Source organism: Shewanella marisflavi (assembly GCF_002215585.1).
Classification (GTDB): Bacteria; Pseudomonadota; Gammaproteobacteria; order Enterobacterales; family Shewanellaceae; genus Shewanella; species Shewanella marisflavi.
In genome coordinates, this window is the sequence record NZ_CP022272.1 from 1,653,251 (window position 1) to 1,675,376 (window position 22,126).

Sequence of the window (22,126 nt, forward strand, 5' to 3'; positions counted from 1 at the left end):
GAGCTCGCGTAGTAGCAACATCAACCCCAGAAGGTCTGTGGGGAGAAACACTCTAGGAATAGCCTTACACCATGTCGCAGGCAGAATCACAGCAACAACTTCATTGGATCAGCGCGTGTTACTTTTTCTTTTTCGCTATTCTTGGTGTCTTGGTGCCTTATCTCGGTGTCTTTTTCGAGCATAGGGGCTTTGAGCCGCAGCAGATAGGTTTTTTGCTGGCGATTTTAATGGCAACGCGCATCATAGCGCCTAATATATGGGCCGTGGTCGCCGACAAGACGGGAATGCGCGGTCAACTGGTGAAGATGGGCGCGGCTTGCTCTGCGGTGACCTTTTTAAGCTTCTTCTATCAGGGGGGCTTTCTCTATCTGGCCATCAGCCTCAGTATCTATACCTTTTTCTGGAATGCCATATTGGCGCAGCTTGAGGTGATCACCTTAGAAACCTTAGGTGAAAATACCGGTGGCTATGGCAAAATCCGCAGTTTCGGTAGTCTGGGTTATCTGGTTTTTGTGGTGAGCGTGGGCTTTGCCATTAGCCATTTTGGTACCGAGATTTTGCCCTTTGTGGGATTAGGCTTGTTCCTGGGCCTACTTGGTTGCTCACTGTCTTTGCCCAGTACTCGAGTGCGGGTCGATAAAACGCTGACAGCGACGCCGCTGAAAATTGATGCCGGGATCTTCTGGTTTCTGGTGTCAGCCTTACTGTTACAGATGAGCGCTGGGCCATTTTATGGTTTCTTCGTGCTCTATTTGAAACAGGTCGGTTATAGCGAATCGACAGCAGGGATCTACGTCGCCCTTGGGGTACTGGCCGAAATTGTGATGTTTATGTTTGCCCCAAGACTGCTTGGCCGCTACGGGGTCAGTGCTTTGCTTGTGGTCTCTATCGGTCTGACCGCCGTTCGCTGGTTGCTGATGGCCTTCTGTGCCAGTAGCATGGTGTGGCTCGGCGTTAGCCAGTTGCTTCATGCTTTTACTTTTGGCCTGGTGCACGCGGCGTCGATTCAATTTGTGCATCAAAGATTTGATGTCAGGCACCGTAGTAAGGGGCAGGCGTTATACGCCAGCTTGAGTTTCGGTGTCGGCGGTGCGCTGGGCACCTGGCTGTGTGGCTTCATCTGGGGAGATGGTTCACAGGCTTGGTTGAGCTGGTTAGTGGCTGCGGTGTGCGCGGTGCTGGCGATGCTCGCCGTATTTCTCATCCCAGCACAAGCTAGTAGTAGCCAAAAACAATAATAAATAACAAGGATATAGCCATGAAACAGACATTTCGCCTCGGTGTGATCATTAACCCTCTAGCGGGCTTGGGAGGCAGTGTGGCGCTAAAGGGGAGTGATGGTGTTGCCCAGGAGGCGCTGGCTCGCGGCGCCGAGCCCAAGGCACACCTGAGAATGGCACAGGCACTGAAGGTGATCTTACCCTACCAAGACAAGATTACTGTCGTGACGGCCTCTGGCGCCATGGGCGCCGATCTTGTCAGTCAAATGGGGTTTGCTCATCAGGTGGTTTATCAGGTGGGGGAGACAACGGCAGCGGGCGATACCCAAGCTGCAGCTAAAGCACTGCAGGCCGCGGGAGTCGATCTCTTGCTGTTTGCTGGTGGCGATGGCACGGCGCGGGATCTGTTTGAGGTGATTATTGATACCCAACCTGTGCTTGGCGTGCCGGCTGGGGTGAAAATTCATTCTGGCGTTTATGGGATCACCCCCCATGCATCGGGCATGGTGGTCAAACAGCTACTGGACGGCGCATTAGTGAGTTTGATGACTGCCGATGTTATGGATATTGATGAGGCCGCCTTTCGTCAAGGCGTGGTTAAGGCGCGCCGATTTGGCGAGATGCAGGTTCCTGCCGAGCCGCGTTACATTCAGGCGGTTAAGATGGGCGGCAAAGAGGTCGACGAGTTGGTGTTGGCCGATATTGCTGCCGAGGCCGTTAAGCAGATAGAAGAGGGGCTTGCCATCATGGGCTCTGGTAGTACTGTCGCCGCCGTGATGGAAGAACTCGGGTTAGACAACACCCTGCTAGGGGTGGATCTGGTTGAGAATGGCGAGCTGATTGCCAGCGATCTAAGTGCTCAGGCGCTAGTTGAACTGACGGCGAATCGTCCATGCAAGCTGGTGATCACCTTGATTGGCGGTCAGGGTCATATTCTCGGGCGTGGCAATCAACAATTGTCGCCAGCCTTGATCCGTCAGGTCGGCAGAGAAAATATTATCATTCTGGCGACAAAAACTAAGCTAAAAGCACTTGAAGGGCGCCCCTTAATTGTGGATAGTGGCGACCCAGAGTTAGACAGTGAATTATGTGGTTATTATAAAGTCGTGACCGGCTACCACGATTATGTGATGTATCAGGTGGCCAACCCAGATCTGGTGAGTGCTACTTGATTAACCGATACAAGCAGATTTCGATTGGAGAAGTAATGTTAGAGCAGTATGAGCAAGCATTAGATGAGTGGATCGCGACCAAGGTGGCAGGCGGCGATGATGATCAACTCTTTGCCAGCGGTTATCTACAAGGCCATGTTGCCGTAGTCTTATCTGAGCTTGAGCAGGAGTCTGTGCAAGACCTTCAGGCACTGGAAACTAAAATGCAGGTTTGTCTTGAGACCGCCAAGTCAGAGCTTGAACCTGCCGATCACGCCTTAGTGGTGAATGCCTGGACTGAGCTGCACGAGCAGATCTCTCAAGGCCTAACGGCCTAAAGATGACTGACATGAGCCAGGTGATCATTGGGCTGCAAAATCCCAAGAGCCCGACCAACGTGGGCGGAGTGATGCGCGCCGCCGGTTGTTATCGTGCCGATGAGGTGCGCTATACGGGTAAACGTTACGCTTTAGCGGCGCACCACAGAGGCGAGCAGTACAATACCGACACCAAGCGGGTGAGCCAGCATATTCCTCTTATGGGGGTTGAATCTTTGCTTGACGGGCTCGATGATGATACTCAGGTGATCTGTGTTGACCTGGTTGAGGGGGCGACGCCGCTACCGGCATTTCAGCATCCCGCTAAGGCCATCTACCTGTTTGGTCCCGAGGACGGCACGTTAGATCAAGCGCTTATCGATCGAGCCGATAGCGTGGTCTATGTGCCTACGGTTGGCTGTATGAATTTGGCCTCATCGGTCAATGTGCTGCTCTATGACAGATTGGCGAAGGCCGAGCATGTCACGGGTGATGAGTTGATCCGTAGCAGCCGGGATACTAATAATCGGGTTAAAGTCAAAGCTTAATAGTAAAGCAGAAGCGCAAAGGTGAATTAGCCTAGGTAAGAGTTATCTACCGCAGTTTACAGCTTGCTTATAGATGGTTTACCAAGAAGAAACGCCGACTCAACGAGTCGGCGTTTTGACAAGTTCGCTATAGTACTACCTTCAATTCGAGCTGTAGCAGAACGCCCTATAGCGCCTTGCCTTTCAGTAATTTTCTCATCCACATACGGTTGGGGTTGAGCATGGTAAGAACATCGATATTGGCGGGTAGCAGTTCGCCACACAGCTGAGCTGCTAAAATTTCTGCTGCCAGTGGACCAGAAGTTAAGCCGCGAGAACCCAGTCCTCCGAGCACAAACAGGCCTTGATATACGGGCGCGGGATTACTGCGCCAATATTTGATGCTTTCTTTGGTGTGCTGATGCTGTCGATAAGCGCTGGCTATCGCGTCAAAGTCTGGCGCGCAGCCCATCATGGGAGCGTGATCTCGGGTGACCATGCGTACACCAATGCGGGCGCTATGGCCTGAGATATCAACATCTTGAGTCCAGTTAGCCCTATAGCTAGTGCGGATCTTATCCAGATTCTCCAGCTGCTCCGTTGGGCTGTAGGCCAGATTATCGGGATCTTTGACATAGCTCGCCCCTGTGCAGTGCAGTTTGTCATGGGCCGGAGTGAGGTAGCCATGAGAGCAGAGTACCGTCTTGAGGGCTGTCAGTTCTCCTCTGGATGGGATGTGGCTGACCTGGCCGCGAAAACCGCTAATTGGTAGCTGGGTCGTTTGGGAAAAGTCGGTCAGGTGGCGGCCATTAGCCAGCACTAAGTTAGCAAAGGGACCATATTCGGCCTGCTTTCCTGCATGCTCAGTACTTAGATACCAATGCCCCTGGTCATATCGTATGTCGGTCACCTTGCATTGATAATGACAGGTTTGTTTACCGAGTTTTTCCGCCTGGGCTAAGGCCGCGCGGGTCAGGGCTTGAGGGGATACCCAGCCTCCTAAGGGATAGTAGATCCCCTGATGGTTGATTGCTATCCCGGCGAGTGACTTGGCTTTTTCGGCATCGACGGCTTGTGCGATTGACTCGGCCCAAGGCTGGGCCCTGATGATTTTTTCAAGCCTTTGCTGGCTACGTTGATCATGGCCGGTTTGCAAGACGCCGCAAAAATCATGGGGGATATCATGCCCCGCCTCGATCAGCTGCAAGATACGCTGACGGCTAAAGAGGTAGCCTTGTAAAAAATAGTGGCTCAGGCTGCCATGCTCCGGCGTGAGCAGTGGATAGATGGCCCCTTGTTTGTTACCTGAGGCCTGTTGTCCCGGCGCCTCATCCATACAAAAGAAAGTCAGGCTTTTGCCGCGTTCCGCGAGCGACAGAGCAAGACTGGCTCCGGCAACACCGCCCCCGATAATCGCCGTTTCGCCTTCGCCCCCGGCATAAAGCGGATTATAGTGAAGGCTGTCGCTTAGCTGACGACGTAGTGCACGGCGTTCCTGCTGAGCAATATCCAGCGCTGGGTTGCTGGGGACAGATTTAATCGTCACACACTGGTCATCTTTGGTTGCTAAATTGAGTTCACAGAGCTGAAATCCAGCCTTGTTAGCCGCCTGTGACAGTGGTCCAATCCTTGAGGCGGACTCTTTTTCCCTCGTATCACTGAAGGTAAAAAGCGGGGCTGATGGGCAGCTTAAGCGTGCGAGTTGCCAGATAAGCGGCTCAGGGGCTTGGCATATCGCCTCATCGGTATCGAACAACCAGGCATGCACGGCTTTATCGGGATCTTTGGCGCTGATCTGCGCCTTGAGCTGCTCAAGTGCGGTGCCCAGATGAAGATCGATAATCAGTTTACCGTCAGCAAGCGTGAGACGGTGACATCCTGATATGTGGGCAGAGGCGATATCCTTAAGCTGTTGGTTTGTCGCGCCGGGCAGTTGTGAATTTGCTGCTATCTGAGCTAATGTTTGAGCATCAGTTTTGGTATATAGCTGCAGTTGGTAGCGCTTATCCTGAGACGTTACCTTAAAATACAAGAGCGACAGTAAAGTGGACAGCCATTGGCCACCTTTAGTGGTGACAACACCGATCACTTGCTGCGGGGCATCCAGTGTAATTGTCGATAAATGGCTTAAAAATGAGTTCAATGTACGCTTGTCGTCAATAATTTGTGCGTTATCCGGGTGTTCGGTAGTCAATGAATTTACTCTCAACGGGATATTAGGCATTATTTTACCTACCTTTATGGAAAGCTGACCACTTAAATGCAGTAAAAGCGATACTATTGGCGCAGCAAAATTGGTACTAAACGTACGGAATGGATAGTTAATAATGAAAAGAGTCGTGATCACCGGCCTTGGCATAGTGTCAAGTATCGGTAATAACAAGCAAGAAGTCACCGAGTCACTTAAAGCGGGTCGCAGTGGTATTACCCACTCAGATCAGTTTGAAGAAATGAAGCTTCGTAGCCATGTTTGGGGCGACATTAAGTTAGACCCTAAAGAACATATCGACCGTAAAGCACTGCGCTTTATGGGTGATGCTGCTGCATATGCTTACATTGCCATGGAGCAAGCGATAGCTGACGCAGGACTCACTGAAGAACAGTATTCAAATCACCGTGTAGGTATCATTGCTGGTACTGGTGGCGCCTCATCGCAGAACCAGGTGCAAGCTGCCGATACCCTGCGTGAAAAAGGCGTGAAGCGCGTTGGTCCTTATATTGTGCCTCGTATCATGTCGAGCACAGCCAGTGCCTGTTTGGCGACGCCATTCAAAATTAAAGGCATGAACTATTCTATCAGCTCTGCTTGTGCTACCAGTGCCCACTGTATTGGCCACGCGGTTGAGTTGATTCAAATGGGTAAGCAAGACATGGTCTTCGCCGGTGGTGCGGAAGAGGTGGATTGGACCCTGACTATGGGCTTCGATGCCATGGGCGCCCTGTCAACTAAATACAACGATTGTCCTGAGAAGGCTTCTCGTACCTATGATGCGGACCGTGATGGTTTCGTTATCTCTGGTGGTGGCGGTATCGTGGTTGTCGAAGAGCTTGAGCATGCACTTGCTCGCGGCGCTAAGATCTATGCCGAAGTCATTGGTTATGGCGCGTCTTCAGACGGCTATGACATGGTTGCACCATCGGGCGAAGGTGCGGTGCGTTGTATGAAGATGGCGCTTGCCGATGTTGATACGCCAATCGATTACATCAACACTCACGGTACTTCTACACCTGTTGGCGATATGCGTGAGCTAGAAGCCTTGGCCGAAACCTTTGGTGACAATCTGCCAGCTATCGCGTCAACCAAGTCTCTGACTGGCCACGCGTTAGGCGCGGCGGGTGTGCATGAGGCTATCTACAGCCTGATCATGATGGAGAATAGCTTCATCGCGCCAAGTATCAATATCGATAATCTCGATGAGAAGGCCGCAGGTATGCCTATCGTCACTGAATATCGTGATGCCGAGCTCAACACTATCATGAGCAACAGCTTCGGTTTTGGTGGCACAAACGCGACCTTGGTTATGCGAAAATACAAGTAATTGCTTAGAAGCTATTAAAGTGATTATTAAAAAGGGAAGCTGATGCTTCCCTTTTTTTGTGCCTGGCGTTTTAGTTCGCTAACGCCAAGATCTCTATGCCATCAAGGTTAGCGACTCTACGTTTACTGTGCGTTGAACTGCTGGCCTGTGACGCTTGTAGCATCATCACCCATAAGGTAGAGATAAGTGGCCATTATCTCTTCTGGGGTCTTTAAATCTTGTGGATTTTCGGCTGGGTAGGCATTGGCGCGCATCTTAGTGCGGGTGGCACCAGGATTGATGGTGTTGGCGCGCAGGTTGCTGCCCTCATATTCATGGGCAATACACTGCATCATGCCTTCGGTGGCAAATTTAGAGATGGCATACTCACCCCAGAAGGCACGGCCCTGACGGCCGACACTGCTAGAGGTAAAGATGATTGATGCCGAAGGGGCCTTTTTCAGAACAGGTAACAGGGCTTTGGTCATCATGATCTCGGCAACCAGATTGACCTGAAGCACCTCGTTTACCGAATCCATTGAGATATGTTCGAAGGGGCCAAGGACGCCCAGTAAACTGGCGTTATGTAATAGACCGTCTAGGTGACCAAACTGCTGTTCGATCGTCTCCGCCATATCTTGGTAATTTTGCTCAGTAGCACCTTTGAGATCTAACGGTACGATAGCCGGGGTCGGGTAGCCCGCCTGTTCTATCTCGTCATAGACGGCTTCGAGCTTCTTGACTGTTTTGCCCAGTAAGATCACTGTGGCACCATGTTCTGCATAGGCCAGTGCAGCGGCGCGGCCAATACCATCTCCAGCACCCGTGACCAGAATCGTTTTATCTTTTAGTAAATCTTTTGCTGCCTGATATTCCAACATGAGTCGATTTTTCCTGTAAGCGGAATTCCCCGCCATTTCTATGATTTATTCGAGCCTGAAACGTATGTTTTAAACAAATGATTAATTAACTAGCACTAATCTGTTGTTTGTGTGTGACAAAATTGTAGCTAACTCAATAATTTTACGTTAACTTGGCTAGCGTTAGGGACTGAAAAAGTCTCATTGGTCACTCAAGGAAGACTATTGTGACCAATTTTTGGGGAAAACAAAATTATTACAACAAGATTTGGGGAAAAAAGATGAAAAGACTCTTTTTGGGTGTCGCAATTGCATCCGCATTGGGAATGGCTGGTTGTAGCGAAGACAGTGTTGATCAGCTCAAAGATAAGACCGAGCCACTGATCCCTCTGTCGCATATGGTATTCGATCCCGCGAACAGCAAGGTACCATTACCCAACGATCTACTTTTTAGCGGTACGACCGACGGAACACTGACCATGCCGGGTGAAAAAGCCGATGGTAGCAGTGACTATACCGACCCTCAGATGGCCCTAGGCGCGCTCGATGGTTGGTCGACCACCTCTCCGATCTCTATTTCTGTCGCACCAGCGATGGACCATGATGGAACTCAGCTGACTCTTGCCGCTGCATCTGTCGCGCAACCTGGTGCTGTGCGCATGTTCGAAGCCACTGTCGGCGGCCCTCTGTCAACGGATCCCGAATGTCAGGCTGCAATGTCTGTTTCTGCGTGTAAGATTGGTGACGAGCTACAATTTGGTGTCGACTTTGTGGCAACGGCCTCGGGTAATACTATTGCCATAGTGCCACTTAAGCCGCTTAAGGCTGGACAGTCTTATGTGTATGCCACCACAGATCTTATCCAAGACTCGGCCGGACGTCCTATTGCGCCTTCGACCACCTATGGTCTATTAAAAATGGATATTGAGACTAAGCCTCTGGAAACTCCAGAGCAGCTGATGCTGCAAGGCCTAGTCAATAGCTATGAAAAGGGCATGGCTGCGGCGCACGGCGTCGATAGCTCAACCATCAGCTATTCAGGCCTGTTTACGACGCAGGCGATCAGCGATGTCTATGAGACAACCAAACTGCTGATGTTGCAAGAGGGGACGCCATTTGCACCGTCAATGACAGTGCCTCAGCCGCATCCGCTGGGGATCACCGTTGCCCAAGCCGCAGGCTTAACGCCTACGGACGGCGTGGCGTATGTGGTTTCTAGCCTGGCCGATGTCTATGTTGCCCAGCTGACACTGCCAACTTATGGGCAGTGTAACTCTGTAAAGTGTGCTGGCAGTATCGATGATAAATGGAGCGCTGGCAGGAATGGCTATTGGAAAGCATTAGGCGATAGCCCGGTAGCCGTGCTGTTAGCCCTGCAATCTGGTGCCTTAAGCCAAGAAAATTTCGGTGCACAAGCGGTCGCTAATGGTATTGGCCCTTCTGCGGCTCTGGCTAATCCTGCATTGTTAGCGGGTAAGAGTTGGTTACTTGACGATGGTACGCCAGTGGACAAGGCCAAGCATCTGACTAAGTTCAATCCAATTCCTGCGCCAACGGGCAGTGAGACTGTGCCAGTCTTGATCTCTATGCCAAATGCTGAGCGTTTAGCCCAGTTTTATGCCTCTCAAGGGCTTCCCTTCACGCCGCCAACAGCTGGCTGGCCGACCACTATGGCCATGCATGGTCTAGGTGGCGGTAAAGAGATGTCGCTAGCCTATGCCGGTAGCTATGCGGCAATGGGGGTTGCGACGATTGCTATCGATATGCCACTGCACGGGGCTCGCTCTTTCGATGCCAACGGTGATGGTGTCTACGAGGTGTCGGCAACCGATCCTGCATTTGGCGCCTTTGTGGGTAACCCTGAAGCCTTTAAGAATGGTAATCCGTTAGTCTTTATAAACCTTGAAAGCACCTTGTCTGTGCGTGATAACTTCAGACAGGCGACAGTGGATCATTTAGGCCTACGTGCTGCATTGACCGGTCTTGCCGGTGGTCTTGCAGCAGCCCAGATGCCACAGATGTTCGATATTACCAAGATAAGCGCTCAAGGACTTAGCTTGGGTGCTATCGTAGGAACTGACTTTGCAGCCTATGCAAACTCAGGTTTGACGCATCCTGCCAATGGCGCCGATTTAAGCTATGTGCATAAGTTAAATGCCGTATCTCTGGTTGCCCCGACGGGCGGCTTCGCGGGGACTTTCATTGGTTCTGAGACCTTTGGACCACTGTTGTTTAGTAACGTTGCAGCAAGCGATACATTCCAAGCATTGGTCGAAGAGGCTAACAAGGAAACAAAATATGAGCCAGGTACACCGGAATATATGGCGCTGGTAGAGGCTGTGTATGCTCAGTTCTTGCCAACATTTGCCTTCGCAGTACAGACGGCAGTTGATGGTGCAGATCCAATTAACCATGCAGCGGGGTTAAAAGCGACAGGCTTACCGGTTCATTTAATTGAAGTGGTGGGTGATGGTAGTAACTTACCTGATCAAGTCTTGCCAAACTATGTTGAAAAGTTCCCTGTATCGGGTACCGAGCCGCTTATCGCAAACTTAGGCCTTGAGTGTATCGATACCACAACAGTGGGGGCTGGTGCCGTGCGCTTTAGCAAAGGTCATCATAGCTCGCTGATAAGCCCAAGCGAAGTGCCTGGTGTGACCGATGGTAGCGCCGCGGCTGCGACGGTTGAGATGCAGCAGCAGGTCGCCGCCTTTGCGTTGACGGCTGGTAAGGGTGACGCCACTGTTTTGGTTCAGGATGATTCAGTCATTCAACCTTGCGGCGCAAACTAAGCGTATTATTCAATAAGTGAAAAACCCAGCTATTGCTGGGTTTTTTTATGGCTGGATTTGTTATTGCACTCAGTGCTGTTAGAATAGCGCCCAGATTTTTTAAGGCCTTATCACGGAGCTTAATTTTGGAATTTTTGTATGAGTATGGACTCTTTCTAGCGAAAGCTGTCACCATAGTGGTAGCGATAGTCGCGGTTGTTGTTCTGGTGTTGGCGTCGGCAGTGAAGCAGAAGGCCGATAAGGGTGAGCTTAAGCTGACTAATGTGACCGATGAGCTTAAGTCGCTAAAGCACGACTTGAAAGAGGAGTTGCTGAGTAAGAAGCAGTTCAAGGCTTACGAAAAAGCCCTTAAGGCGGAAGAGAAAGCTAAAGAAAAAGCCGAGAAGAGCGATGCACCCAGCTCGCCACGGGTCTTTGTGCTGGATTTCAAAGGCAGTATCGATGCCGGTGAAGTTGCCTCATTGCGTGAAGAGATTAGCGCCGTGCTGGCGGTGGCCGAGAAAGGTGATGAAGTCGTGGTGAACGTCGAAAGCGGCGGTGGTATGGTCCATGGCTATGGCTTGGCAGCAAGTCAGCTTGACAGGCTACGTAACGCTGAAATTCCACTGACTATCTGCGTTGATAAAGTGGCGGCAAGCGGTGGTTATATGATGGCCTGTGTTGCGAACAAAATTTACGCAGCACCTTTTGCGATTGTTGGTTCAATTGGTGTGGTCGCACAGATCCCAAACTTCAATCGTCTGCTTAAAAAACATGATATCGATTATGAGCAGCATACGGCCGGTGACTTTAAACGCACTCTGACCCTGTTTGGTGAAAACACAGATGAGGGACGTGAGAAGTTTCAGCAGGAACTTGAAGAGACCCATGTACTGTTTAAGGCCTTTATTAGCAAGTATCGTCCCGAGTTGGATATTGCCAAGGTGGCAACCGGCGAACATTGGTATGGTCAACAGGCGCTGGATTTAGGCCTAATTGATGCGCTCTCCACCAGTGACGATGTGGTGATGAAGCTGGCTCAAGAAAAAACTGTGATTAAGGTGCGTTATCAGATAAAGAAAAAGATCGCCGACAAGATAGCTCATAGCGCCTCTTTGGCGGTCAATGCGGTGTTTGATCGCTTGGCGGAAAAGAATCAACCTCTGAGCTAAGAGAACGCATTTTCACCAGATAAAAACCCGTCCTTGGCGGGTTTTTACATATTTGTAACTTTTTATCCTTGCCAGGCTTTTACTCTTAGGCAAAATCTTATACAAAGCATTATTACCCTAGATTTTGTAAGGTTGAGATGACGAGTATTACCCGCTACCAGGCAACACTAAAGGTTGGCGATCAATCTTATCCCGCATATGAATTGAGAAGCTTACTACGGTTTGTTGCGCAGCGTTTTGGCCCAGAATGCGCCGATCGTCTATGTGCCGACATCGGCCTTGGTATGAACGAGTTGGCTGAGATGAGCTTCGTTTATGTGTGGCAGGTCGATTATGCCATGGCGTATCTTGCAGGGCTGGATAATGACCCTCAGATCGGCGCTAAGTTAGGCGAGACCTATTGCCTGGAAGCGCTAGAGTTGATCTGGCCTTATTTGGCAAAGTGCAAGACACTCGGTGATTGTTTAGAGTTTGTCATTGCCCATCCCGAGTTAGTGGGAAGTGTGTCAGATACCCTAGTGACTCACAAAGCGCAGCAACTTTATTTTCGCTGGTTAAACACGGGCAAGATATCAGCGCCGCATTTTGCCTTACAGTTTCAAAATAGTGTCTGCTCCATGCTGGCGTTGGCGCGGCAGTTGACGGGGCAACACGTCAAACTTGAGCGTGTATTACTGGCGACTCCTGAGCATGAGTGCCAATTTTTGACGCAGTTTTGCCAGGCTGAAGTCAGCTTCAATCACGAGTTCTTCGAGTGGGCGATTGCGCATCAGGCGCTCGACCTGCCCATAATCTATGATTTTTCGCGCATATCGTCAGACGAACAGGCCTTGCATGAGACGTCATTGATTGAAAAGGTGCTGGCCATCTTAAACGAAGGCTTTCCACAAACTCCTAAGCTTGAGCTGATGGCGCTGAGATTGAATATGAGCGATCGCACCCTGAGGCGTCATCTGGCTAACGCCGGGACCAGCTATCAGAAACTGGTGGATCAGGTGCGCTGCCAGACGGCGATAGGGTTAATTGTGCAGGGCAATAAGAGCATAGTCGATATCGCCGATATCATGGGGTTTAGCGACGTGAGTCACTTCAGGCAGAGTTTTAAGCACTGGCTTGGCCTGCCGCCAGGCCAGTTTATTCGTAAGATTTAAGACGAGTGCTGGCAGTTGCCTAAACTGGGCGCTAGTCCATCTATCCAGGTTTCCAATACTTTCAACGCTTCGACATGACTCAGGCTGCGGCCAATGGGGGGCATGCGATCTTTCGGTGCGTCTAACATCTGCCTGTAGAGCAAGATAGAGTGCTCTGCATCGCCGGGTATGATGTCGTAAGACAGCCCCTTCTCACCGCCATCCCAGCCTGGGGGTTGCTTGCAGATCCCATATTGAAAGCTGGTGTGATCCACATAAAAGCCTAAGCGCAGCCCAGAAATACTGGCAAATCCCTCAGCTCTGTGACAATGAGCGCAGTTGATATCTAGGTATCCTTTCGCCCTAGCGGTCAAATCGGCATGAGTATCATTGATGTCGGGTGCCGTATCGGGGGCGCCAGTGGCGGGCAGCCCTGTGAGTTTGCCTTGCTGCTGCCAGTAGTTAAGTTGGTTTTGGGGGTTACCTGCGATAGGCAGTTCATGATTAAGCAGGTAGGGCTTTAGCCCGATAGGATAGATCTTTACGCCACTGTCGCTTGCACGCTGATGACACAGCTTACATTCAGCTCTGCTGGGCACATGATAGTTAAAACTCAGTGTTTCTCCCTGACGATTCAGGCTATGGTCAAGATTGGCGCCAGTAAGGGCAAGTCGTGCCTCACCGTCTTGCCACAGATAGGGCAACGCGGTCCAGCCGCTAGGACGGTGGATGAGTAGACGGGTCTCCACAAGCTTCTCATGTGCCTCTCCCTGAAGCTGGGTATCAGTCGGTAGGGCAAAGCTTTTTACCAGTACTGCGCCGACCGGGAGGTCGAAGGTGTCTGTGCCATGATAGGTGATCGTTTTGCCATCAGGCAGGAAGATGAAACGGTACTTGTGAGCATAATTGGTAAACAGCTGGCTAGACAGTTCATATTTGAAGCCGGGCGCGCGCGGTTCTCGGGTCGGCTTATCTGGCTGCTGAAATAGTCTGTAGTGGGACAGGCTTGGGCAATCTTGCTCCATCAATGCCTGCCAATTAATGTCGTTGCCTTGACTGTCACACAGGCCTGGCTCAGGGTTGGTGCCACCTGTCGGCGGTGTCATTGGTGTTTCTGGTGTGGCTGTCGTGCTGTCATCGCTGCCGCCGCAGGCCGTGAGGCAGAGCAGCAAGAGGGCGGTCAAATAATTAAGGGATGAAGTTCGCATAGGATTCGGCTCGCTATAAAAAGGGCCGCCAGTTGGCGGCCCTTGAGGCTAGATTATTGTGAGCAGGTGGCCAGAGGGAGTCGCTTGATCCACTCGGCGATAAGTGCCGTTCCTTCGGTGTGAGACAGGCTGCGACCGATCTCTGGCATGCGATCGCCAGGTGCCGTGCTGTCCATACGGAAGTGAAGGATAGAGGTCTCGCTTGAGCCTGGTACAACGTCGTAACTCAATGAGCCGCCACCATAGGCGATCGGTGACTTACAAGTACCGTGTGAGTAACCACTGTCTTCCTCATAGCTACGCCAGTATTCCAATTTAAGCCCTGTGTTGGACGCGTTACCTTCAGGACGGTGACAGTGAGCGCAGTTGATATCCAGATAGCCCTTAGCGGTCTGCATCAGTTCGGTATCTGTCATCGTTGCAGCCTTAGCTTCGTCGCCATCATTGAAAGCGGGTACAGTGCTGATGGTTGCCGTGTCGGGTACACCTTGCAAGATACCGGCAGCTTGCCACTTCATCAGCTGGTTCATGGTACCGTCGCTGTAGGCATAGTCTTTGTTCAAGTGACGTGCCTTTGGACCTATGGGGACAAATACCGCAGGGCTGGCATCGTCAACCTTAAATTGGTGACATTGCTTACATTGATTCATGCTGGGGACGACATAGTCAAAGTCTAGCGTCTTGCCATTATGAACCACCTGCTTGCCCTGAATAGCACCGGCCTTGGCCAGTACGGCATCAGTCTGTTCGGCGTTAAACACATAAGGTAGTGCCGACCAACCGGTGGCGCGCTTTATCAGTAGGCGCGTTTCCACTAAGGTTTCGTTTTCCACGCCGCGCTTACTGGTGTCAGCGGGCAGGGCGAAGGTCTTGGTGATCACTGTGCCGACTGGGAAGTCCATGCTTTCGTTGGCCGAGTAGTTTGCGACTTTACCTTCTGGCACGAAGACGAAGCGGTATTTGCTGGCATAGTCGGTAAACAACTGGGTGTTGAGATCATAGGGAATACCACCTGAGTTTGCCCCTGTGCTCGGATCGCTGGTATCGGCAAATAGCTGATAATCAGAGAGGTTTGGACAGTTTGCACCCAGTAGTGCATCCCAGTTAACCCCAGCAGCAGTGGTGGTACACAGATTTAGATCGCCATCGCCGATCAAACCGCCTTCACCTTCGCCGATAGAGCCGCCGCCACCGACCAGGTTACCGCCATCACAGCCTTCAACGTCATCATCGACGCCACAGCCGAAGATTTGATCGCCAAAGGTGACAGTGTGAACCGGTAGGCTCAGCTGGGCACAGTTCATAATTTTATCTTGGGTTTTCTCATACAGGACATCGGCGATGCTGATGTCGGTATTGTTGTTGGCATACAGGCGGCCAAAAGAGACGTCGCCGTTATTCTGGGCACAGATGTTATCGCTACCATCTTGTGCGAAAGGTTGCTCTTTTAGGCCTAAGTAGGCTGCTGTACCGTTGTTAGAGAGCATCTCGCCCAGTCCATCATAGAGGATACCCGGGAAGGCGCCATGGCTGAGCAGGTAAGCCTTGATGATATCTTCGATGAGATAGCCATTGGGCTTCTTACCATAATCCTTGATGATGTTGTCGTGAAGATAGATGTTGCGCGGCGTTGGGCGCCAGCCATCTTCAATCGGCTGCCCTGGCTGACCATAGTTGCCCACAAAGGTACTGATATCCGGCTCAGCAATGAAGAAACTTGAGACTGTGACCCCTAGGGTGTCGTGGCCGGTGATTTCGTTATTAAATATCTCCACATCATTGGTAGAGAGGATGATCACCCCAGTGCCTGGCGGCACAATATGTACCCCCGCAGGATTGGAGGAGGCGTTAGCAAAGTTGGGGGTGTTATTGTTGTACACCTTGTTATTAAAGATGCGCACGCTTGAGCCATATCTATGGTTGTTGATCGGCAGGTCGAAGACCAAGATACCGCCAGTGTTACCCATGGCTTCGTTGTCGTAGACGTCGGCATATTTAGAGTTTTCGATTTCGATACCGGCGACGTTTTCTTTGGCGATATTTCGGCGTACGACGATATATTCAGATTGCCCCACATAGATACCGGCATCGGCGCTACCGCGTACATAGGTGTCTTCAATAAGAATGTTTTCACACTCTACCGGATAGAGACCGTAGGCACCGTTGTCTTCGTCAAGCTCACCTTCCCAAACTGTGGCCAGACGTCTCAGGATGATGCCATTGGTATTTTTAAGCTTGATACCGTTGTTCTTAGCTTCGTTGACTGAGAGATCCTGAATGGTGATATTTACGGCGTTTTGCACAAAAATACCGTCACCTGTGATCGACTCGGAGAAGTCCAGCACAGTCTCTTCCATGCCGTGACCCATGATGGTGATGTTTTTAGCGTAGGCGCCATCACCGTCGACATCGCCGTCAAACAGCAAGGTCGATTCGATCTTGAAGTGTCCCTTAGGTAGCACTATCACATCGTTGCTTTGGGCATTGATTAAGGCTTCTTGAATACGGGTGGTGAGGTTTTCACCATCTTCGATGATGATTGCTCCCACTGGAAAGCTTGGGCCCGGATCTGTGGGGGTAGTGGTCACAGGTGGAGTTTCGACCGCAGGTGTGTCTTCATCGTCTGAGGAACAGCCGGTGAACGAGAGTGCCACTGCACTGGCGACTAACGTTGGGATCAGCCACGAGGGCGTCTTGTTGAACATAGTATCTCCTACTTATTGTTATTATTCCTTGGTTAGATTGCACTGCCGTACCAGATATGCAATGTGAAATCTGGCCAACAAATTATTAACATCTGTATTAATCAGTAGCTTAGTTTAGTTTTTAAACAGTTGTTTGAGATAAAAACTAAAGAAAACAAGCTGGTGCGCAAATTATTAAAACGCTGGAAATCTGGCTGGTTAACTGGTAGGAGCTGTTGAGTGAGTTGCATTAATTAGCGGGGGGCTGGTTGGCATAAGGTTTGATGTGGCCGAAGGCGCTGTTAGCATCGCCTCGGCCCAAGTGATCCTATTGGCTATCTGTCTGCGTATTGATCAGCCAAGGGTGGAGAAAGTCGGCGATTTGCGGCTGCGCCTGTTCATTTGGATGTATGCCATCGGCCTGCATCAATTCTGGGTGAATAGCGATCTGTGTCATGAAGAAGGGCACCAGCGTAATGCCATGCTCGCTGGCAAGCTCTTCGTAGACCTGGGTAAATTGTTTTGCGTAGCGTGGGCCATAGTTAGGCGGCACCATCACCTCGCTCAGCAATACTTTGGCTCCAGAAGCCTTTGCCAATTGGATCATTTTTGTAAGATTATTTTTCAATTGCTTAGGTGCGAAGCCGCGCAGGCCATCGTTTCCGCCCAGTTCGATAAAGACCAGCTTGGCCTGGGTAGATTCCAGCAGGGCAGGGAGTCGGCGCAGTCCTCCGGCCGAGGTTTCACCACTAACAGAACCATTGATGATGGTGATATCCGGTGTTTGTTGCTGCAACAAATAGACCCAGGACTTCTCTTGCTCCATGCCGTAGCCTGCGCTTAGGCTATCACCTAAGATCAATATCGGGTTAGCATGGGCTTGGGGGAGCAAGAATAAAACGAGCAGGCCAGAGATGCGGATAAGCTGGCTTAAGCGACGAAGCGAGAAGGAATATATGTTAAAAAATAGTGCTATCAAGGTCAGTGATCTCTATAAATCGGTAACTACCCAAGAGGGAGAGCTTACTATCCTCAATGGCATCAACATGGATGTCAAGTCGGGAGACAGTGTGGCCATATTGGGGCCATCGGGTTCCGGTAAGTCCACTTTACTTGGATTGTTAGCGGCGCTTGATTCGCCCACCTCGGGTGAGATCATGCTCGATGGTGTCGCCCTGAAAGGACTGGATGAAGAAGGCAAGGCGGCGCTGCGTAAACAGAAAGTCAGCTTTATTTTTCAATCTTTTATGTTAGTCGATACCCTTAATGCTCTTGAGAATGTGATGCTACCGGCTGAGCTCTCGGGTGTTGCCAATGCAAAACAGAAGGCGCAGCAGATGCTGCAGCGCGTAGGATTAAGTCACAGGCTCAATCACTTTCCTAACCAACTCTCAGGTGGTGAACAGCAGCGCGTGGCCATCGCCAGAGCCTTTATCAGTGAACCTAAGGTGCTGTTTGCCGATGAGCCCACAGGCAATTTAGATGGCGCCAATAGCGATAAGGTGGCCGATATGTTGTTTGATCTTAATCGTGAGAGCGACACCACCTTAGTACTGGTGACTCATGATCTGCAGCTGGCTAATCGTTGTCAGCGACGTTTTAACATGCAAGCAGGAAAACTAAGCGAGGCGCATGACAGTCGAGAGCCTCAGAGCGCAGCGGAGGCGAGTTAATGGAATCTCGCATCGCATGGAAGTTATTTAAGCGCGAGCTGCTTCAGGGGCAGTTGTTACTCATCATCTTGGCTATTACCCTGGCTGTTCTGTCGGTAACTGGCCTGGCGCGGGTCAGTGAGCGCTTGCAGCTGGCCATCAATGGTCAGGCATCAAAATTTATCGCCGCCGATCGCATTATTAATTCCCCGGTTCCTTTGGATAAACAGATCCTAACGCAGGCCGAGTCCTTGGGGTTAAGGCACGCGGCCAGCATGCAGTTTAACTCCATGGCCTACGCCGGTGATGCCTTTCAGCTGATAACCGTCAGGGCCGTAGACGACAATTACCCCTTAAAAGGGGTGATAGAGCTGGGTGATGGGCCAACCGATAGGTTACCTGAGGCCGATGCTATTTGGTATGAGACGCGCCTTGGGGGCATCCTGGGTTATCCTGAGCGCCTTGAGGTGGGCAATGCCGAGTTTAGCCTGAGCGCCGAGATCGCCAGATTACCCGATGCAGGCTTTAACCCCTTTGCTTCTTCGCCCGTGGTGTTAATGCGCCTCGCAGATGTCGAAAAAACAGGGGTGATCCAACCGGGAAGCCGGGTAAGTTATATCCATCAATTTACCGGAGACAGTGGCCAGCTTAAGGCGTTTGAAGATGCGGTCAAGCCGCTGCTCAACAACAGTCAGAGTTGGGTCGATGTTCAATCGGGAGATTCACCAATTGCGGGGGCCGTTAAACGGGCTGAGCGCTTCTTGTTGCTGGCGAGTCTATTGGGTATTGCACTGGCCTGCGCCGCAATAGGCATTGCCGCACAGCGTTACTGTCAGCGTCACTTTGACGTGGTGGCCATGCTAAAAACCTTTGGTGCATCGAGCAGACAAATCCGCATTCTCTTTGGCTTGCATCTGCTGTTTGTCACTCTGATGGGGATAGCCTTGGGTCTGTTTGGCGGCTTCTTATTGGACTCCCTGATCACTGCGTATCTGCCGGCTTCTATCTCTGCTTATTCGCCGCCGTTATTTCGCCCTATTGCGCTAGGTATCGCCACCGGCCTTATTTCGGCCTTTATGTTTTCGGCTTATCCGTTAATGCGTCTGCTGGCCATTCCCCCTTTGCGGGTGTTACAGCGTCAGCTCGAGGGGATTCAGCTTGGCATGTGGCTGCACTTGGTGCTTAGTCTGTCGGCGATGGCGCTACTGGGTTATCTTTACTCACAAAGCCTGGTGTTGACCCTGACCGTGGTTGCCGCCGTGATGTTGCTCGGTGTCTTGCTAAGCCTGTTTGGTTTCCTGTTGATCCGCGCCGGTCAGAGTGTAGGTATGAAGACCACAAATCCGATGCAATTGGCATTGGCTGGTTTAAGACGACGGGCCAGGCAAAATGCGGTGCAGCTGGTAGGTTTTAGCAGCGCATTGGTATTGCTGCTCACCATTATCGCCCTCAGACAAGATCTGCTTGATGAGTGGCATAAACAGTTGCCAGAGCAGTCACCGAACTATTTTCTGGTGAATATTGCTCCAGAGGAGCAGGAACCGATAGAAGCGTACTTCAGGGCAAATCAGGTTAAAGCGACTGATATCTATCCGGTGATACGTGGCCGCTTGGTGGAGATTAATGGCGAGACCTTGATCTCGGCCGCTCAGGCAGAGGAAGGCGTCGAGGGCCGAGTCGGTATTTCTCGTGAACTCAATCTGACCTGGCGAACCTCGCTACCACCCAATAATGAACTGATATCAGGACATTTTAATCAGTCGGCCGATGAGGTCTCGGTAGAGTCTGGGGTGGCCGAACGTTTGGGGGTTGGGCTTGGAGACGAGCTGACCTATGTTATCGACAATCAGCCTCTTACGGTAAAGATTGCCAGTATTCGTACCGTCCACTGGGAGACGATGCAGCCTAACTTCTTTATGATTTTCCATCCTGAGGCCTTGGCACCTTTTGCCTATACCTCTATGGCTAGCTTCTATCTGGATGAGAGTCAGAAATCTTTGGTGCTTGGTTTGATCAAAGGTTTTCCGACCGTGTCCATCATAGATGTGGGCGCTATGGTGAAGCAGTTAAGGCAGATAATCGATCAGGTCTCTCTGTCCCTAACCTTGGTATTAGTCTTGGTGTTACTGGCCAGCAGCTTAGTGATGATTGCCCAGACCGAAGCGGGAATGGCGACTCGTCAGCGTGAATTGGCGGTGCTGAGAACCTTTGGCGCCTCGGGTTGGCTGCTGAGAATGGCCACGGCACTCGAGTTTGCATTGCTTGGCCTGATTGCCGGGCTGCTGGCGGCCATCGTCGCGGAATTTACCATCTATCTGTTAAAGACTCAGGTATTTGAGCTGGTGGTCTATATGCACTGGGATTGGTGGCTATTAGCGCCCCTGTCTGGGGCGGCTATCGTGGCGCTGCTGGGGACCTGGCGATGTCGTCAGTTATTACAGAAATCTTGCCGACAACTCTTGCAAGGCTAAGCACTCATATCTTGCAAAGCTGAGTATTAAGAATCAAACAGGTTGCTCAGGGCTTCATTCAGGTGGGTAAAACGGAAACTAAAACCCGCCTGGGTGAGCCGATCAGGGTAGACATATTGCCCCTCTAATAGCAGCTGTGACATCTCGCCTAACGCAAAATTGAGCACTACTCCCGGCATGGGGATTAGAGTGGGCCGGCTCAATGCTGTTCCTAATGCGTTGGTAAATTCACGGTTGCTAACAGGGTTAGGGGCGGTGGCATTATAGATACCCTCGCACTCTGAGTGGCTAAGCAAAAATAGTATGAGGGCGACAAGATCATCCCTGTGGATCCAGCTCATGCCTTGCTGGCCAGAGCCTACTACGCCGCCAGCCCCTAATTTGAAGGGCAGTAACATCTTTTTCAGTGCGCCACCATTTAGGCCAAGTACCAAGCCGATGCGAATGACGCAGACACGGGTGATTCCTTGGCATTCCAGCGCCAACTCTTCCCATTTAGCGCAGACGCTGTGGGGGAATTTTTCGTCATTCCCTGTGTCTTTAAAATGGGCGAGATCGAAAGACTCGTTTAAGTGAACCTGTTTGTCGTGATCGCCATAGATGCCAATGGCCGAGCCGCTGATGAATACCTTAGGTGGCGTCTTACTCGCCTCGAAGAGTTTGGCTAAGCGGGAGGTAATATCCCAGCGACTGTCACAGATTTTTTGCTTTTGCTCTAGGCTCCAGCGTTTATCGGCAATGGGTTCTCCGGCTAGGTTAATCACGGCATCGAAGCCGTCGAGATTACTCAGGGCGCCTAAATTTCCCAGTAACTTATGCTGATTACCGAGTGCCAGGTGGGCTTTTCCGGCTGACCGCGTCAGTAAGGTGAGTTCGTGCTCGGTTTCTAAGGCCTTGACTAAGGCCTTTCCGATAAATCCTGTGCCACCCGTGATCAAAATCCGCATGCCGACTCCATTTTTTTAGGGGATATCAAAAATATACACTATAGATGGCAATTAGGATCATTTTTGGCGCTAAAATTCAGCCGCTTAACTCGTCTCTGTGCTTACTTATCTGAGAGCCTTTTATGACTTCTGGTAACACAGCTGCATTGAGACAGAGTCGGCAAACCTCAAGGCATGGGGTTTGTCTATCTCTACTGAGGCAAAATCGACCCATTCATGATCGCTGGCGATACTTAACACCTGATCGGTAAGGTGTTCGAGCAATGAGAAGCGATTGTTTTCAACTAAAGCAATGATTTTTTTCGTTATCGTGCGATAATTCAAGGCGTCTTGCATATTATCACTGTTGCGTGCCTTAGTGGCGCAATAGTGGATTTCGGCGTTAATGGTGACGTCCTGTTTGTTATTGATCTCATCTTCCTTAATTCCTATGTAGGTGCGAAGACGTAGGTTTTTAATTCGAATGATGGCGATTTCGGGTTTCATAGGCGTTATTTT

General features: G+C 50.9%; 17 protein-coding genes. 10 read left to right on the forward strand and 7 right to left on the reverse strand.

The window, feature by feature from the left end; translation table 11 throughout:
• Window positions 1–71: 71 nt before the first annotated feature.
• Genes CFF01_RS07230 through CFF01_RS07245 form a run of 4 tightly spaced genes read left to right on the forward strand, consistent with a single transcriptional unit; the run spans window position 72 to window position 3,236 of the window.
• Window positions 72–1,238, forward strand: coding sequence for an MFS transporter (locus CFF01_RS07230; RefSeq protein WP_088904355.1), 1,167 nt, complete (start codon window positions 72–74; stop codon window positions 1,236–1,238).
• 20 nt (window positions 1,239–1,258) lie between these two features.
• The gene (locus tag CFF01_RS07235; RefSeq protein WP_088904356.1) at window positions 1,259–2,392 is read left to right on the forward strand and encodes an ATP-NAD kinase family protein; all 1,134 of its coding nucleotides are present in this window, start codon (window positions 1,259–1,261) and stop codon (window positions 2,390–2,392) included.
• 35 nt (window positions 2,393–2,427) lie between these two features.
• Window positions 2,428–2,709, forward strand: coding sequence for a YfcL family protein (locus tag CFF01_RS07240; protein WP_088904357.1), 282 nt, complete (start codon window positions 2,428–2,430; stop codon window positions 2,707–2,709).
• 2 nt (window positions 2,710–2,711) lie between these two features.
• Entirely contained in the window at window positions 2,712–3,236 is a 525-nt protein-coding gene (locus tag CFF01_RS07245; protein WP_088904358.1) for an RNA methyltransferase, read from the forward strand.
• A gap of 166 nt (window positions 3,237–3,402) precedes the next feature.
• Here the strand turns inward: CFF01_RS07245 and mnmC are convergent, their stop codons facing one another.
• Window positions 3,403–5,409: an FAD-dependent 5-carboxymethylaminomethyl-2-thiouridine(34) oxidoreductase MnmC gene (gene mnmC, locus CFF01_RS07250; protein WP_232479521.1), complete on the reverse strand. Its 2,007-nt coding sequence runs from the start codon at window positions 5,407–5,409 to the stop codon at window positions 3,403–3,405.
• Window positions 5,410–5,542: 133 nt separating this feature from the next.
• Between mnmC and fabB the strand changes: the two genes are divergently transcribed.
• Entirely contained in the window at window positions 5,543–6,754 is a 1,212-nt protein-coding gene (gene fabB, locus CFF01_RS07255) for a beta-ketoacyl-ACP synthase I (protein ID WP_033540226.1), read from the forward strand.
• Window positions 6,755–6,876: 122 nt separating this feature from the next.
• On the opposite strand, the gene CFF01_RS07260 is transcribed toward fabB, so the two are convergent.
• On the reverse strand, window positions 6,877–7,614 hold the full coding sequence (locus tag CFF01_RS07260) for a YciK family oxidoreductase (RefSeq protein ID WP_033540225.1): 738 nt from the start codon (window positions 7,612–7,614) through the stop codon (window positions 6,877–6,879).
• A gap of 260 nt (window positions 7,615–7,874) precedes the next feature.
• Between CFF01_RS07260 and CFF01_RS07265 the strand changes: the two genes are divergently transcribed.
• From CFF01_RS07265 to CFF01_RS07275, 3 genes are all read left to right on the forward strand, one after another.
• Window positions 7,875–10,385, forward strand: coding sequence for a VolA/Pla-1 family phospholipase (locus CFF01_RS07265; protein ID WP_088905900.1), 2,511 nt, complete (start codon window positions 7,875–7,877; stop codon window positions 10,383–10,385).
• A gap of 125 nt (window positions 10,386–10,510) precedes the next feature.
• Window positions 10,511–11,536 carry a protease SohB gene (gene sohB / locus CFF01_RS07270; protein ID WP_088904360.1) on the forward strand — a complete coding sequence of 342 codons (1,026 nt, stop codon included), beginning with the start codon at window positions 10,511–10,513 and terminating at the stop codon, window positions 11,534–11,536.
• A gap of 137 nt (window positions 11,537–11,673) precedes the next feature.
• Window positions 11,674–12,687 (forward strand): AraC family transcriptional regulator, encoded by a 1,014-nt coding sequence (locus CFF01_RS07275; protein ID WP_088904361.1) that lies wholly within the window; start codon window positions 11,674–11,676, stop codon window positions 12,685–12,687.
• On the opposite strand, the gene CFF01_RS07280 is transcribed toward CFF01_RS07275, so the two are convergent.
• From CFF01_RS07280 to CFF01_RS07290, 3 genes are all read right to left on the reverse strand, one after another.
• Window positions 12,684–13,874, reverse strand: a complete 1,191-nt coding sequence (locus CFF01_RS07280) for an SO2930 family diheme c-type cytochrome (protein ID WP_088904362.1) — start codon at window positions 13,872–13,874, stop codon at window positions 12,684–12,686. The two genes, CFF01_RS07275 and CFF01_RS07280, sit on opposite strands and share 4 nt — an antisense overlap.
• A 53-nt stretch (window positions 13,875–13,927) precedes the next feature.
• Entirely contained in the window at window positions 13,928–16,579 is a 2,652-nt protein-coding gene (locus CFF01_RS07285; protein ID WP_033540221.1) for a parallel beta-helix domain-containing protein, read from the reverse strand.
• A gap of 307 nt (window positions 16,580–16,886) precedes the next feature.
• Window positions 16,887–17,480: an arylesterase gene (locus CFF01_RS07290; RefSeq protein WP_033540240.1), complete on the reverse strand. Its 594-nt coding sequence runs from the start codon at window positions 17,478–17,480 to the stop codon at window positions 16,887–16,889.
• 34 nt (window positions 17,481–17,514) lie between these two features.
• Here CFF01_RS07290 and CFF01_RS07295 point away from each other — a divergent pair, with 34 nt between their 5' ends.
• The gene (locus CFF01_RS07295; RefSeq protein WP_033540220.1) at window positions 17,515–18,231 is read left to right on the forward strand and encodes an ABC transporter ATP-binding protein; all 717 of its coding nucleotides are present in this window, start codon (window positions 17,515–17,517) and stop codon (window positions 18,229–18,231) included.
• A complete protein-coding gene (locus tag CFF01_RS07300; RefSeq protein ID WP_088904363.1) occupies window positions 18,231–20,681 on the forward strand; it encodes an ABC transporter permease in 2,451 nt (816 codons plus the stop codon). Before CFF01_RS07295 ends, CFF01_RS07300 begins: the two co-directional genes overlap by 1 nt.
• Window positions 20,682–20,707: 26 nt before the next feature.
• Here CFF01_RS07300 and CFF01_RS07305 read toward each other — a convergent pair whose 3' ends face one another.
• Window positions 20,708–21,628, reverse strand: coding sequence for a TIGR01777 family oxidoreductase (locus tag CFF01_RS07305; protein ID WP_088904364.1), 921 nt, complete (start codon window positions 21,626–21,628; stop codon window positions 20,708–20,710).
• A gap of 120 nt (window positions 21,629–21,748) precedes the next feature.
• Window positions 21,749–22,114 carry a dihydroneopterin triphosphate 2'-epimerase gene (gene folX / locus CFF01_RS07310; protein WP_033540217.1) on the reverse strand — a complete coding sequence of 122 codons (366 nt, stop codon included), beginning with the start codon at window positions 22,112–22,114 and terminating at the stop codon, window positions 21,749–21,751.
• Window positions 22,115–22,126: the final 12 nt, after the last annotated feature.

Bases quoted from the DNA above. Each gene is read 5' to 3' on its own strand.
- CFF01_RS07230 (WP_088904355.1), top strand. From the start codon at position 72: ATGTCGCAGGCAGAATCACAGCAACAACTTCATTGGATCAGCGCGTGT.
- CFF01_RS07235 (WP_088904356.1), top strand. From the start codon at position 1,259: ATGAAACAGACATTTCGCCTCGGTGTGATCATTAACCCTCTAGCGGGC.
- CFF01_RS07240 (WP_088904357.1), top strand. From the start codon at position 2,428: ATGTTAGAGCAGTATGAGCAAGCATTAGATGAGTGGATCGCGACCAAG.
- CFF01_RS07245 (WP_088904358.1), top strand. From the start codon at position 2,712: ATGACTGACATGAGCCAGGTGATCATTGGGCTGCAAAATCCCAAGAGC.
- fabB (WP_033540226.1), top strand. From the start codon at position 5,543: ATGAAAAGAGTCGTGATCACCGGCCTTGGCATAGTGTCAAGTATCGGT.
- CFF01_RS07260 (WP_033540225.1), bottom strand. From the start codon at position 7,614: ATGTTGGAATATCAGGCAGCAAAAGATTTACTAAAAGATAAAACGATT.
- CFF01_RS07265 (WP_088905900.1), top strand. From the start codon at position 7,875: ATGAAAAGACTCTTTTTGGGTGTCGCAATTGCATCCGCATTGGGAATG.
- CFF01_RS07275 (WP_088904361.1), top strand. From the start codon at position 11,674: ATGACGAGTATTACCCGCTACCAGGCAACACTAAAGGTTGGCGATCAA.
- CFF01_RS07280 (WP_088904362.1), bottom strand. From the start codon at position 13,874: ATGCGAACTTCATCCCTTAATTATTTGACCGCCCTCTTGCTGCTCTGC.
- CFF01_RS07285 (WP_033540221.1), bottom strand. From the start codon at position 16,579: ATGTTCAACAAGACGCCCTCGTGGCTGATCCCAACGTTAGTCGCCAGT.
- CFF01_RS07295 (WP_033540220.1), top strand. From the start codon at position 17,515: ATGTTAAAAAATAGTGCTATCAAGGTCAGTGATCTCTATAAATCGGTA.
- CFF01_RS07300 (WP_088904363.1), top strand. From the start codon at position 18,231: ATGGAATCTCGCATCGCATGGAAGTTATTTAAGCGCGAGCTGCTTCAG.
- CFF01_RS07305 (WP_088904364.1), bottom strand. From the start codon at position 21,628: ATGCGGATTTTGATCACGGGTGGCACAGGATTTATCGGAAAGGCCTTA.
- folX (WP_033540217.1), bottom strand. From the start codon at position 22,114: ATGAAACCCGAAATCGCCATCATTCGAATTAAAAACCTACGTCTTCGC.